The organism is Pseudomonas sp. NPDC089734 (assembly GCF_044748865.1).
Taxonomy (GTDB): domain Bacteria; phylum Pseudomonadota; class Gammaproteobacteria; order Pseudomonadales; family Pseudomonadaceae; genus Aquipseudomonas.
Map to the genome: position 1 here is coordinate 1 of NZ_JBIVGV010000033.1, position 13,647 is coordinate 13,647.

Below are 13,647 nucleotides of genomic sequence, written 5' to 3' on the forward strand. Positions count from 1 at the left end.
CACCAGCTTCGCGTACCCCATCATCAACCACTTGCTGCCTTCGGCAAAGTTGACCTGCACCCGGGCCTGAGCGCCGGAGCCTTCAAAGTTCAGGAGGAAAAACCCGGAAGGCCTGACCGACGACGAGCGCCGCATCGTCATGCGCAACCTGGGCTTCTTCTCCACCGCCGACTCGCTGGTTGCCAACAACCTCGTACTGGCCGTGTACCGCCTGATCACCAACCCCGAGTGCCGCCAGTACATCCTGCGCCAGGCCTTCGAGGAAGCGATCCACACCCACGCTTACCAGTACTGCATCGAATCCCTGGCCATGGATGAAGGCGAGATCTTCAACATGTACCACGAGATTCCGTCGGTCGCGAAAAAGGCAGCCTGGGGCCTGAAATACACCCGCTCCATCTCCGATCCGAAGTTCGAGACCGGCACCGTCGAAACCGACAAGGAACTGCTGCGCAACCTGATCGCCTACTACTGCGTTCTGGAAGGCATCTTCTTCTACTGCGGCTTCACCCAGATCCTCTCCATGGGCCGTCGCAACAAGATGACCGGCGTCGCCGAGCAGTTCCAGTACATCCTGCGCGACGAATCCATGCACCTGAACTTCGGTATCGACGTGATCAACCAGATCAAGATCGAAAACCCGCACCTGTGGGACACCGAAATGAAGGAAGAAGCCACGCAGATGATCCTGCAAGGCACCCAGCTGGAAATCGAATACGCCCGCGACACCATGCCACGCGGCGTACTGGGCATGAACGCCGCGATGATGGAGGACTACCTCAAATTCATCGCCAACCGTCGCCTGTCGCAGATCGGCCTGAAAGAAGAGTACCCAGGTACCAACAACCCGTTCCCATGGATGAGCGAAATCATGGACTTGAAGAAAGAGAAGAACTTCTTTGAGACTCGGGTTATTGAGTATCAGACTGGTGGGGCTTTGAGCTGGGATTGATGATTGGGCGTAGGTTTTCATGTTCGACTGAAATTTTTTCAGGAACCGCTGAAACAGTAGTCTACACACAATGAACACCTCAGCCCCTAGCTGAGGTGTTTTTTTTCATAGTCAAAAACATAGGCATGTTAAGCCCCCCCTAAACACCAGAAAGAGCGAGCGCCCAAAGAGACTGTCATTGATAGATCCCGAGCTCAATACGCTCCAGATAATCCTTAACAGCCTGAAACCCGTACCAGTTTTCGATCATATCCAGCGGAACTTGATCAGCTAAATACTTGCAAGGACGCCCGAGCCAATCTTCAGCAGCTTGCGGGCTACCAAACACCTTAAGCGTATACTCCAGCGCATGTGCATATTGAAAAGCGATTGTACTTTGCCGAGCATCTAGCCTTACTACGCAACCAGAACTCCTTTGGCGCTTCATACTACGACCCGAGTTACCGATAATTCGTGTTAACACGTTCCTAGACTCAAACAACTTTGAGGACGACACCATCCCCATTACGCGATCTAAAAGAAAGCCTTCACGCACCAACAGATACAGTCCAAGTGAGGGAAATGGCTCTTCACGGATCCCTATCAGATGTTCGGTCGGCGTCGGCGAGTAGCCGGGCACCTCGCCAACACCGACATTTCTACTGCGCTTAGACATAGCATTTCCTCCCGAGCCACCTTAGGCAGCGTAACGCCATTCAAAGCAGAAAGCATGCACGCACAACCGGCGGCCCACGCTTGGCTCAAGATTGGATCGCTCAATTCCGCAATGGCAATCGACCTGTCAGCAAGCGTCCCCACGGCAGCCTGAAAAGGCATTCCCAACGTGCGTCGTAATCTTCGTTTCCGCTCGGGGATCGCTCTACGAGGGATCACCAATATCAAAAACGTGCGCGCGGGGCGGTACGTGCTAGCCGCGAACGCGTGAAGCTCCAGGATTTACCTCTCCCCCACTCCTCGCGATGCATCAGGAGATGCGGCCCTCCTGTGCCTGATGAGAAGACATTGGAGCTGTGCCCGGATACAATGCGAGAAAGCCAAGCGCGCCAACTGGATGGATTCTCCAGGGCGCCAACTGAGAGACTGGAGGAAGCCCCCAGTTTGAAAGGACAGTGATGACTGCGACCCAACCAGAAAAGATAGACGTTCATTTCTCAGGGCACGAGACGTTCCCTCTGCGCCAGATGTGGCTGAAGAAAGCGGTGGACAGAGCCGACGCACATGATCGGCTTTCTAAGGAAACGTTTACCGACGAACGGGCAATCGCAGACTTCGGCGTAGGCAGGAACATGGTGTCGGCCATCAAGCATTGGGCATTGGCTTGCGACGTCATCTCCGAAGACAAATCAAGGCGCCACTTCAATGTTACGTCGGTAGGTAAGCAGGTCTTCCAAAAAGGTGGACTTGACCCATATTCGGAAAATTTAGTCACAGCATGGTATGCCCATTGGTGTCTGGCAGGCAGAGGCATACGTTCAACAACTTGGTATTGGTTGTTCAACGTATTTTCTGCTCACTCTTTTAATCGAGAGGAAGCGCTGCCAAGCTTGAGTAAGTTTGCACTCGCTGCAGCAGGTGGAAAAAAGCTCTCCAGCGCAACGCTTGCGCGAGACCTTGATGTCTGTCTTAGGGGGTATGCCCCTCGGGCTGCCACTTCCTCTGTAGAGGACTCGGCTGAGTCTATGCTTGCTGAGCTCGGTCTGCTTCAAGAAGAACGCAAAGGGGTGTTTTCGTTTCGCCGAGGACCTAAGTCAACATTACCCGATGCTTTTTTTGCATGGGCTCTATTAGACTATTGGTCACGTCACCGTAAAGGCGAGACATCACTCACTTTTGAAACAATCGCCTATGCCGCAGGCTCTCCTGGCCGAGTATTCAAACTTGATGAAGAGTCGATAGCAGAGCGTCTTTTTTCATTGTCGGATCTTACTAACGGAAAACTTCGATGGTCCGACACTTCAGGAATGCGTCAAATCCATAGAGCTGATTTCGATGCCGAACTACTGATGAATAATCTATTAGGGCAAGCCTATGCACAGTAATTCCGAAATCACCCCCCGCGATGAAGCGGTACGGATTGTAAGACATTATCGCCGATCCGTACGGATAGACTCGGACCTCGGCAGGCCCGATGCGGTAGATGGTTATGTTCTGACTGAAACTGCGCGCGGAGCCATTGCATCAATGTCTCGGCAGATCGCCGGCACTAATCAGCGAGCCTTCACATGGACAGGTCCATACGGAGGAGGAAAATCCTCCTTGGCTTTGGTCTTAGCTTCCGCCCTTACTCGTGCTCCCGCCCCATCTAGTTCCCATTTACTTGATGATATTCCGCAATTCCGCGAAGCATTCCCAGTGGACTCAGCAAACTGGCTTGTTCTGCCGGTAGTTGGACGCCGTGGTAGTGTCCGAATAGAGGTTTCCAAGGCGCTCAATAAAGCATTAGGAAATAGCGACGAAAATCACAATGTCGACTCTCTTATAGCAAACCTCGCCGAAACAGCGGGCAACCCTGAATGCGGCGGTCTCCTTCTCATCGTTGATGAGATGGGGAAATTTTTGGAAGCATCCGCTGCTGGAGGTGACGACGTCCACTTCTTCCAAGACTTGGCAGAAATGGCAGCTCGATGTAAAGGCCGGCTTGTTATCGTCGGTATCCTTCATCAGGCTTTTCGACAGTACGCGTCTCGCTTAGGAATTGAGGCACGGGAAGAATGGGCCAAGGTCCAAGGCCGCTTTTCGGACGTCTCATTCGTTGCAAATGGAGATGAAGTGGTCGAGCTCATCGGACGAGCCATCGAGTGTGATATTGATCATCCCTCAACAGCGACAATAAGCTCAGTGATCGGCGCGGCTATTTCTGAGCGACGCCCAGCAGTCGGGCAAATCATGGGGCAATTGCTTGATAAATGCTGGCCTCTACATCCGATCACTGCAGCCTTATTAGGCCCCACTTCCCGGAGACAGTTCGGCCAAAACGAAAGGAGTGTTTTCGGATTTTTGACCTCACTAGAGCCTCAGGGATTCCAAGACTTCCTGAGTACTTGGGACGGTCAAACAGCTTACGGTCCTGACCGCTTTTGGGACTATCTCAGGTCGAACCTTGAACAGGCTATCCTCGCCTCACCTGACGGACATCGGTGGGCACAGGCAGTCGAAGCCGTAGAACGAGCGGTCACAAGAGGAGCCACTTTAGCCGAGATTACCTTAGCGAAGACCGTTGCATTGATCGATGTATTCCGCTCCGCATCTGGAGTGGCCGCAGATGAAGCTGTTCTCAATACAGTCATTACGAACTCAGATAGCAGTACGCTTTCAGATGCCCTCAATCATCTATCCGCCTGGCGGGTCGCAATCTTCAGGAAACATATCGGCGCCTGGACGATTTTTGAAGGAAGCGACTTCGACATTGATCAGGCAGTAGCTCGGGCAAGAGCAACATTTGTATCAGCAGACATGAAAACCTTGTCGGAGCTTGCTAGCCTCACGCCGATCATCGCCAAGCGACATTACGCAGACACAGGAACCTTCCGTTGGCTGGGTATCTCACTGCATTCCCCTCATGAAGCGGATCGCTTATCAAAAAGCTATGAGCCCAAGGAAGGCGAATTCGGACGACTAGCGCTAGTCCTGCCTGAACGGGGAGTGACGGCTGATGAGACCGTTAAAGCCCTTAGTGAGTTATCATCTAAGCCTGCCACGCCGTTGATTTTTGGTGTGCCCAATAATCACGAGCTGATCTCTGACTTGGGCGCCGAGCTTATCGCCCTGAGTTTAGTTTATGAAGGCAGTCCAGAGCTGGAGGGCGACTCGGTTGCACGCCGAGAGGTTTCCGCTCGTTTATCCTCCGTTAAAGGCGCACTTGAGGAAGCCTTGAGGTCCGCAGTACTCAATGCAAGCTGGACTTCCTCATCGCAGCGCCGGCTCTCCAGCAGCTTGTCGGTATTCGCATCTGAACTGGCAGATGAAATCTTTAAAGCCGCTCCGATAATATGGAGCGAGCTCATCAACAGAGATGCACCGTCGGCCAATAGCGTAAAAGCGCGCCGAGACTTGATGCACCGCATGGTTCACCACGCACGCGAAGAACACCTGGGTATCGAGGGCTATCCCGCCGAACGTGGATTATATGAAACACTTCTTGCCTCAACGGGTCTGCACGGAGAGTCGCAGGAACATGGATGGCAATTCTGTCCTCCCAAGGAGTCGAATCCAAGAAATCTCTTCCCCCTATGGGAAAAAGCCCAAGCAATACTCATGGCACCGGGCGCAGGCACCGTAGGCATGGACGCCATTTACAACGCATGGAGTTTGCCTCCTTATGGCGTCAAAACAGGATTGCGCCCAGTACTGGCGCTCGCATTCATCCTGTCGCACTTCAACAAAATCGCAGTGTATCGTGACAACATGTTCGAGCCCCATGTTAGTGATGCTGACGTTGATGAGTTATTGCAGGATCCCAGCCGCTTCTCACTTCGCTGGGTGGAAGAGACTAATGAACGTAAGCGCACTCTCAAAGGTTTGGCTGCAACGTTGGCTGATCTCGGCCAGAAACCTGAGAAAAGCACACCCCTGGAAATAGCACGGTCTTTAGTGGCACTGGCTTATTCGTTGACCCCATGGGCAAGGCGAACCCATAGGCTATCTCCAACATCCAGAGCCCTGCGTGATTTGTTGGTCACTGCATCGGACCCTCACCGACTTCTCTTCATAGATTTGCCGGACGTACTTGAAGCCTCCTCCCCAACGGAAGTGGCAGCAAATTTACAGACACCACTGGCTGAATTGCTGGATGCTTATCCTACGATGCTACGGCTCGTTGATGGGCGGCTTGCAGAAGCTTTGGATGCTCAGCCCGGTGACGATCCAGATTTAAGACGACGTGCCGAGTTCGTTTCTCTAACAGGTGGAGACTTGCGTGTCAGAGGATTTGCCACCCGGCTTCTCAAACGTGACGGCACTCAAGAGGGGATTGAAGGGGTATTGTCTTTGGTACTAACCAAGCCCCCTAGAGACTGGACAGATTTAGATATCGAAACGGCTTTTATCTCCATAGCCGAACTGGCCCTAGATTTTCGAAAAGCCGAGGCCTTGGGCTCTGTTGCAGGAAGAACAGCCGGACGAGAACTTTACTCGCTAGTGATTGGCGCCAATGGGCACACACAAGTAATCACACGGGAATTTGAGGTTAACAGCCGTGACAACGACGCCGTCCATGGAACGGCAAACCGAGTCATGCAAATCCTGAAGGACTCCGGATTGCAGACAGACTTACTACTCGCCGCGCTGGCCAAAGCGAGTCAGAAAATTGTTGAGGGAGACGCCCAGGATGCGTGAGCGTCATCTTTTAGGTCTTTCCGGGGGGCGAGATAGTGCTGCCCTGGCCATTTACATGCGACAGACCCGGCCCGATCTTGAAATAGAATATTTCTTCACCGATACCGGAGAGGAACTTCCAGAGGTTCAAGAATTCCTTGGACGTCTTGAGGGGTTTCTCGGGCAAACAATTCTTCGATTGAACCCGCGAAGAGATTTTAAATTCTGGCTCAAAGAATACAACAATTTCTTGCCCTCAGCCCAAACGCGGTGGTGTACACGGCAACTAAAACTGGCGCCGTTCGAAGAGTGGACACGCCCGATGTTGGCCGCCGGGGAGAAAATTTTCTCGTATGTTGCTATCAGGGCCGACGAGGAGTACCGAGAGGGCTATTCGTCCAAAAACAAAAACCTGAAAGTGGTATTGCCGTTCCGTGAAGACGGTATAGACAAGCCAGGCGTGCTTGAGCTGCTCGAGTCTTCAGGTCTCGGACTCCCTAAGTACTACGAATGGCGTAGCCGCAGTGGATGCACTTTTTGCTTCTTCCAACAAAAGATTGAATGGGTACGGCTACGAGAGCGCCATCCTGAGGCCTTTGAAGAGGCAAAGGCCTTGGAGAAAACAGCAATCGAACATGGCTCTCCCTTTACTTGGACAAAAGGCGAGCCGTTGACCGAGCTGGAAAAACCCGAAAGGGTAGAACTGATATATAGAGAATATGCGAACCGACTCCAACGAACTAAAGCACGTCGCCCCCGCAACCCACTTAGGCCCTGGGAGGAAAATCTAGAGATTGACGACACTTACGGAGTGGATGAAGCAGACGGCGCATGCGCTATCTGCCATAAATAATCGTCAGGATCACTCAACGGCCTGATTTAACACTAGAGGACGATGCACCCAAACCCTGGATGATGAGTTATCAGCATCCAGGGTCGATATTTGATGTGCATCACTCCCTAGCCAGAGTTATCTGAGACAGGTCGGCACGACGATTCTATCTTCCCGACTTGCACTCGTCTCACTCTATGTGGTCTGAGATCGTCTCGACATACCACAGAGCTACGATCACTTTTTCAGCATTCTTTTGACTGCCAAGCCAATTTTCGTAGTTTAGTTCGTCACGTAGGGCCTTCATCGTCTGCGGTTTGCCTTTACAAAATAGCATCAGAGGGGTCCCATCATGACGTTCACCTTTTTTCAGTTGAACCCCTCGGTGGGCGTGTAACATTTCGCCATATATGCCTGGAAACTCCTCGGCGAGCAGCGTCAAACTCTGAGAGTCCAAATGCAACTCTTCTTTTTTGTTCCGTGTCATGCTGTGGCCTGAAAGATTCACCCCTGCCATTACAGCGTCCGGAGCTGCTTCCGTCAGCGCTTTGACTTGTATCCCCACACCTTCAAGTTTCCAACTCCACATCATTCTCTGCAGACCAACCCGCGCCGCCCTTGACGCATATTGCTCGGCAATACTCTGGGTCAGATCCAACCGCAACTCGCCAATGACCTGCCAATGATCCCCAAAAGCCAAACCAAACTCCTGGATCGATGGTGTACGGACATAACGCATGTTCCAACCCAAAACCTCAGCATCATCATCCGTCATGGCAGAGTTCATTTGTACTAGCCCCCCATTTTCAGCAGCGCCAGTGGAAGGGTGGGTGCGATAGCCACAAATCAGCAGCAACGACGTCGTCTCGAGCGCGTGATCCTTCGCTTGGGCCAGATCACACGCCTGAGTCAGATTTAGCCACTCCTTTCCAAGTGAATCCTTAAGAACCATTCCAAATCGGAGGTTCTTTTTCACCCATTTCGCTTTATCAAGATTGTCACCTTGAGCCGGGTAAGGCGTAAGAGTAGGCGCCCCACCTCCCCGCCACTCCATGCTGCGCATAAGGGAACGGATTGCAGCCCTGGAATCGCCAATCTCCGCCACCGGAGGGATGACATTTTCAGTCCGATGGCGTTGGAGCAACGCCTCCAGAGTGGAAATGGAACCGCGCATTGCTGCTTGCCCTTCAATCTGAGTCAGGAGATGCCTGCTTATACATTCCTGGACATAGCGGCTGTAATCGTCGTTATCCCTGCATGCGGTCTCGTGCAAAATATCCATGGCTTGCAAATCAAGCTCCCATAGATGCTCTGCCTGTTGCTCCGCTGCCCTTTTGATCGATACTCCAGTGTTTCTGATGAAACCTTCCAGTGCGCCGATATAGGAGCGATCATTCGCCAACTGTGATAGGGCGAGCTTCCAGTGAGTCAAATAATCGTCAGTCACGGGCTTACTCATAACCCGCATGCGAGAGCTACTGACCCCCAGTTCTGGACGAAAAGTACTAAATTTTTGTTTTATCTCGGCCTCATAGGTAGACATCAGCACTACTTGGAGCGGGTGAGGCCGTCCCACATGGGCGTCAAGTACGGTCTTAACGAAAGGGATAGTTTTCTCGGCAGAATTGTCCACCAAATAATAGTCAACGATCAGCAGATCGTACTGGTGTTCGGGTGGCATCTCCGGCTTGGAATAGGTATGAATGTTATCGGGGGCAACACCCGCGCCCTGCAGCAAATCCTGGAGCCGACGCACCGGTGCCGCGTTATCGTGGCGGGTGTTCAGTACTGATTCGGCAGCTTCACGCAACCGATTCGGAGCTGCATTGCGAACTCGCTCATCGGCAAGCGGAGACGCTCGATCTGGCAATCCGTCAAAATCGTAGTTATGTGCAATGAGTAATTCACGGTACTGCTGAGTATCAGGATCATGGGGGTCTCCGAGTAACGCCTCAAGATCGCCGTCCACAGCCAGCAAGTCATGTACGCTCAGCTCCATTGACAAATCATCATCCACAATCGCAACAGTGGAGATATTCGCCTCTGCCAACATCGTAGAAAGGTCCATTTTAATCCCTAGGAAGTTCTAGAACAAAACAGCGATAGCGGCCATCTTCGTCTGCGGAATCAAGCGCAAGCTGAGCATTGTGATAGGTCGCAACCTCTGCGGCGATAAATAGCCCCAGACCTTGACCACGGGGACGCATTGAAAATCCGGCAGTAAAAATACGATCCTTGTCAGCAGGTGAGATTCCGGGGCCGTTATCACGGATCGATAGTGTTTTGGCAACAGGGTCATAATCCAGCGAAATGGACAACTCATCGCTGGCGCTTTTGCTTATCTGCTTTAGCCAATAAATAGAGTTGGTAATCAGGTTTTCGATAGCCAGGCTCACGAACCCCCTGACCATGTTGACCTTAACCGGTCTCAGCCCCACTTCATCAGCAATCGCCAGATGGCAGTGAATATGGTGCCTTTCAAACCTAGCGGCGTAGCCTTCCACAATTGTGGAAAGTAACGCCATGAGGTCAAACTCTTCTTTACGGTGACGACCGGAAGGTGTTAGCGGGTCAAGCTGCCGCAGACGAGTGTTAATTGCCTTAATTTCAGCATCTAGCTTCTGCAACAGCGCCTTCGTTTGAGGGGACTCATCTTTCGACAGTTTTTTGAGAAGTTCTCTCGTATGCCCAGTGGTTCGAGTCAGCTCATGCAGAACACCCGACATGACGGTTCCCACTCCCGCCAATTCAAGAATATCTTCACGCCGCTCACCAGCCTGTTTACTCGCATTTTCAAACTTCTTAACTTCATTGCGTATGAAGTGCAAATGCTTGGAAATCGACTGGACAGTATGCTTTGCATCATCAGGCACTTTGCTGCGGATGTCGGACAACCCCTGCTCGGCTTGGTTTATCCTTGAAAGGATCGTAACCGGCGCGTTCTCGACCAACTCGTCAAGCTCAGCCTTCTTTTCCAAGCGCCCTTCTTTATCGATGTACCGACGGAGCTCATCTACCGCGAACTTGGTTAGAATCTCTCTGACCAGCATCGTTTCCCTGGAGTCGATCAGGCCTTCTCGGTTGGATCGATCAATCAGATTGGGATTCTCAGCACGCGTGATGTCCAGCGCGCCGACGACCTGAATACGGTTCACCGCAAAGCCGCCACGTTTTAGGGCAGAGCTATCCAAGCCCAACCAGTCCTCACCAGTGGACTGCCCCGAGAAACCAACACGGAAACCGTCTCGGTAGATTGCGATCCCACCACTCCATAGATCGAGCTCTTGCTTGGCCGCCTTCCAGTTGCCATGAAGCGTGGACTGCTGCCTCAACTTATCCCGGTTGAACCATCGAATCATGGCTTTGAATGGTCCGATGTTATCGAGCGAGTCCTGATCAGTCTCGAGCTTCGTGGTCATCTCAGTTACATTACGATGTGTCACCTCTGGCTCTTTGCCACGCTGATAATCGATGAGCTTGGTCTCGAGCATACGTCCCGACACCCCATCGACTCCTGATGGGTCAAAATTAAGCTCAAAATCAATCTGGACTAGGTCCGTCAGTACCTTCTTCATCCCCTCAATTGGCAGCCTATTACCGCCGTTAAAATGTACGTCAATGGGAAAACTGACCAGGTCCTGCTCTGTTTTAACAGTCGCAAAAGGGCTTTGAAGGCGACGCAAAAACTGACCAACCAGTTCGGTACGGACCCGATCCTCGGTCCAGTCATTTTTTAATGCTGAGATGATAATAACCGTACCCGTTTCAGTAGTACGGGGAGGGACAGTGCGGACAACGCCAAGAGGGATGTCACCGATCGATTTAGTAGGATCATCGAACAAGCGCCAGTCAAATTTGATCCGGTGAGCTACTGACTTGCTTTGCCAGGTGATCACCTGGGCCGCTCCTCCTAACCGCATCATGGCTAGCCGGCCGATACCCTTATTCCCTAATACCTTTCGATGTGATTGTCCAGCTAACTGTGTATTCAGCTTGGAAGGAGTACCGATTGTGAGAAAAACTGATTCAAGAGTTTTTTTACTCATGCCGACACCGGCATCTTCAATCGATAGATAGTTAATGGATTCTAGTAACCGTTTGGCCTCGGCATATGTTGCCACACCGCGCAAATGCGTAATTTTCTTCTCAACCTCTGCGCGCATTGGCCCCGCAGGCAGCGCACCTACGGCATCGACTAGTATCTCGCAGGTTTTAGCTACCTCAACCGTCAGCTTAAGCTTGCTTTTTATCGGCCTTAACCGCTCAAGCTCATGAGCGATGACGGTGTACTGGACCGGATGATTGATGACTATTTTGACCCTGGCGGACTCCGCATCGAAGGCATTCTTGACCAGCTCATTAACGGCGACCTCATCTGAAGTAATGAGCTCCGCACCAAGATGCACGAGGGTCCTGGCTGCAACAGAAAAAGTAGCCACTGGATTCTGATCCTTGAATGTGTAAATCGGAAATTGGACGAAGGGCCGACTCGATTCCTCGTAATGGGTGCATCGCAGTCAATCGGCGCTACACTTTCCTACAGGACTACAGTGCCGCAGTAAACGCAATAGGCTATTTTACCTAGCCGTTCCGCTCCTAACAACTGGCACTAAGCCATTACGAATAGCATTGCCAATCGACCTATGGAGGTTCGCGGCGGAGGTCACCAAACGGTCCGGTCGCGTCGATGTAGCGCATTGCTGATTGCGCATCACGCCAGCCGACATAGTCCATCAGCGCTTTAACACTCCACTGATTGGTAGTGGCCCAGGTCGCAAAGCCGCGGCGCAACGAATGTCCGCTGTAACCCGACGCCTCACGCCCACAGCGCTGCAAGATCCGGCGGAGGATTCGGGGCACGCTGTAACTGTGTAGTCCCTCCCCTAGTCTGCCCCAGCGGTCGACATTGCGTAGCAACGGCCCTTCGCATAGCCCACTGCAGGCCAACCAATCTTCGTAGGCCTGGACGGGGCACATGTGGTTGAGCGCCGGTACATTGAGCTGTCGCCCCAGGTTAGCGCGATCGGTCTTGCTGCTGGGTAGAAACACCGTCAGCCCCTGCGCAGGTTCGAGCCGGATGAACTCGATCCGTAATCGGCACAGTTCGTCACTACGCAGCGCGCGCCAAAAGCCCAGCAACAGCAAAAGCCGATCGCGACAAGCACGCAACCGCTTCGCAGGCTGCCCACCCTGCTCCTCACATTTCAGCACCTCAATGCACGCTTCCAATTCCCGCAATTGCAGCGGCTCGGCCTGCTGGGGCGGCCGGGTGTGCAGCGCCTGAATGCCCCGAAGCACGTCGCGCACGGCAGGGGCCTTTGTCGGGTCAACGAAACCATGCTCTTGATGCCACCGGGCCAACGCCGCCAGGTGGGTCCGTAAGGTCACGGGTGAAAAATGCTCGGCTTGTTCCGCCAGGTAGCGCGCCACACTGGCGTGGCTGGCCGGCAACAGACCGCCCCACTCCCCTTCGAAATGCTCGATCACCCGAGCATAGCGGCGGGCGGTGCTCTCGCGCCGGCCGGCCTGTCGATAGCGTTCGGGATCGCTCATCTCCCGCCCTCCGTACCACCCAGAACGTCACTAAACGGTGATTGGCCGCCTGGCGTTTGAGAATGCAGGCTTCTCACACCTCAGAACTGAAGGTCTGAGACGCGCCTCGTGGTTGTTTGTACACGTGTAATTCCGTACCGCTTGAACGGTACGAAAAAATGCGGTGTAACAGCGTTTGCCCAGCTGTAACAACCAATCCGCGTGATGTAGGCCCTAAACGGTCGGGTCACCGATGGTGCCTGCCTGACAGAGCTCGACGCACCGAAGACCTGTGCCCGGTACTCTCAGTGTAGCCATCCGCCGCCCCGAGCCGCTCCGCTTGAACAGCCCATCGCCCTCACGACCGATGGCCCAGTGATGCTGCCACAGACTTCTACGCTTAGAAGACGGTGGCGAGCGAGGCAGGACCATGAAAATCCTGGGACGCGTGGAAAGCGAAGCGGTAACCGATGTGCGCTGTGACATTTGCGCCGAGTCCACCCGGCTGGCGAACGGCAACCTGCAATACGGGACGCTGGAGGCACATTGGGGCTATGGGGCAGCACACGACGGTGAGCACTATGAAGTGCACCTGTGCGAGCGGTGCTTCTTCACCACCCTCGGCTACCTCAAACAGGAGCGGCGTACCGCGCATCTGTTCGACAGTGAGCCCAACGCTATCGAAGATGAACTGGGACTAGTCAACCGGAACGATTGGTTCCGCGACGGTGGCTGACCCGTGACGCCAACCCCTGTTTCTTTTTCATGATGCCTGGAGTCTGCCAGCCAGCCGACCAGCGATACCCCCCTTCCCGCCGAACGTGTGTATGCTGTCTCGGCGGGCTCCGAGATTTGTTGGCGCTACGCCTCCCCTTGGAGACGATGGATAAGCCCGCCGATTTCGGCGGGCTTTTTTGGACCGTCTGTCCCGTCCTGAATAAGGTTTACACCTCCCATCCCGAATTTCCGGAGAGTCAGATGGAGCAAGGTGTAAAGCGCACACAGCGTGATTACTCAC

The 13,647-nt window shown here is 53.2% G+C and carries 8 protein-coding genes and 2 pseudogenes; 5 read left to right on the forward strand and 5 right to left on the reverse strand.

Annotation, left to right across the window (positions count from 1 at the left end; genetic code table 11):
• A pseudogene (locus tag ACIPY9_RS24110) lies at positions 1–96 on the reverse strand (hypothetical protein); the annotation flags it as partial.
• Between the two features lie 13 nt (positions 97–109).
• Here ACIPY9_RS24110 and ACIPY9_RS24115 point away from each other — a divergent pair.
• Positions 110–952 (forward strand): annotated as a pseudogene (locus ACIPY9_RS24115) (ribonucleotide-diphosphate reductase subunit beta); the annotation flags it as partial.
• Between the two features lie 175 nt (positions 953–1,127).
• Here ACIPY9_RS24115 and ACIPY9_RS24120 read toward each other — a convergent pair.
• Positions 1,128–1,607: an antitoxin Xre/MbcA/ParS toxin-binding domain-containing protein gene (locus ACIPY9_RS24120; RefSeq protein ID WP_400707656.1), complete on the reverse strand. Its 480-nt coding sequence runs from the start codon at positions 1,605–1,607 to the stop codon at positions 1,128–1,130.
• Positions 1,608–2,064: 457 nt separating this feature from the next.
• Between ACIPY9_RS24120 and ACIPY9_RS24125 the strand changes: the two genes are divergently transcribed.
• From ACIPY9_RS24125 to ACIPY9_RS24135, 3 genes are all read left to right on the forward strand, one after another.
• Positions 2,065–2,991, forward strand: coding sequence for a DUF4007 family protein (locus tag ACIPY9_RS24125; RefSeq protein ID WP_181073796.1), 927 nt, complete (start codon positions 2,065–2,067; stop codon positions 2,989–2,991).
• Between the two features lie 217 nt (positions 2,992–3,208).
• Positions 3,209–6,286, forward strand: coding sequence for an ATP-binding protein (locus ACIPY9_RS24130; RefSeq protein ID WP_400707659.1), 3,078 nt, complete (start codon positions 3,209–3,211; stop codon positions 6,284–6,286).
• A complete protein-coding gene (locus ACIPY9_RS24135; RefSeq protein WP_181073794.1) occupies positions 6,279–7,118 on the forward strand; it encodes a phosphoadenosine phosphosulfate reductase family protein in 840 nt (279 codons plus the stop codon). The genes ACIPY9_RS24130 and ACIPY9_RS24135 overlap by 8 nt, the downstream gene beginning before the upstream one ends.
• A 169-nt stretch (positions 7,119–7,287) precedes the next feature.
• Here ACIPY9_RS24135 and ACIPY9_RS24140 read toward each other — a convergent pair whose 3' ends face one another.
• The 3 genes from ACIPY9_RS24140 to ACIPY9_RS24150 form a co-directional block, all read right to left on the reverse strand.
• Complete coding sequence (locus ACIPY9_RS24140; protein ID WP_181073793.1) at positions 7,288–9,165, reverse strand: hypothetical protein; 1,878 nt, start codon at positions 9,163–9,165, stop codon at positions 7,288–7,290.
• A 1-nt stretch (position 9,166) separates the two neighbouring features.
• On the reverse strand, positions 9,167–11,503 hold the full coding sequence (locus ACIPY9_RS24145) for an ATP-binding protein (protein ID WP_400707664.1): 2,337 nt from the start codon (positions 11,501–11,503) through the stop codon (positions 9,167–9,169).
• 235 nt (positions 11,504–11,738) lie between these two features.
• Positions 11,739–12,650 carry a site-specific integrase gene (locus tag ACIPY9_RS24150; protein ID WP_400707667.1) on the reverse strand — a complete coding sequence of 304 codons (912 nt, stop codon included), beginning with the start codon at positions 12,648–12,650 and terminating at the stop codon, positions 11,739–11,741.
• Positions 12,651–13,059: 409 nt separating this feature from the next.
• Here ACIPY9_RS24150 and ACIPY9_RS24155 point away from each other — a divergent pair, with 409 nt between their 5' ends.
• Complete coding sequence (locus tag ACIPY9_RS24155; protein ID WP_400707670.1) at positions 13,060–13,365, forward strand: hypothetical protein; 306 nt, start codon at positions 13,060–13,062, stop codon at positions 13,363–13,365.
• Positions 13,366–13,647: the final 282 nt, after the last annotated feature.

What these genes read in the sequence shown, in the direction of transcription:
- ACIPY9_RS24155 (WP_400707670.1), top strand. Translation starts at nt 13,060, where the DNA reads ATGAAAATCCTGGGACGCGTGGAAAGCGAAGCGGTAACCGATGTGCGC.
- ACIPY9_RS24150 (WP_400707667.1), bottom strand. Translation starts at nt 12,650, where the DNA reads ATGAGCGATCCCGAACGCTATCGACAGGCCGGCCGGCGCGAGAGCACC.
- ACIPY9_RS24120 (WP_400707656.1), bottom strand. Translation starts at nt 1,607, where the DNA reads ATGTCTAAGCGCAGTAGAAATGTCGGTGTTGGCGAGGTGCCCGGCTAC.
- ACIPY9_RS24140 (WP_181073793.1), bottom strand. Translation starts at nt 9,165, where the DNA reads ATGGACCTTTCTACGATGTTGGCAGAGGCGAATATCTCCACTGTTGCG.
- ACIPY9_RS24135 (WP_181073794.1), top strand. Translation starts at nt 6,279, where the DNA reads ATGCGTGAGCGTCATCTTTTAGGTCTTTCCGGGGGGCGAGATAGTGCT.
- ACIPY9_RS24125 (WP_181073796.1), top strand. Translation starts at nt 2,065, where the DNA reads ATGACTGCGACCCAACCAGAAAAGATAGACGTTCATTTCTCAGGGCAC.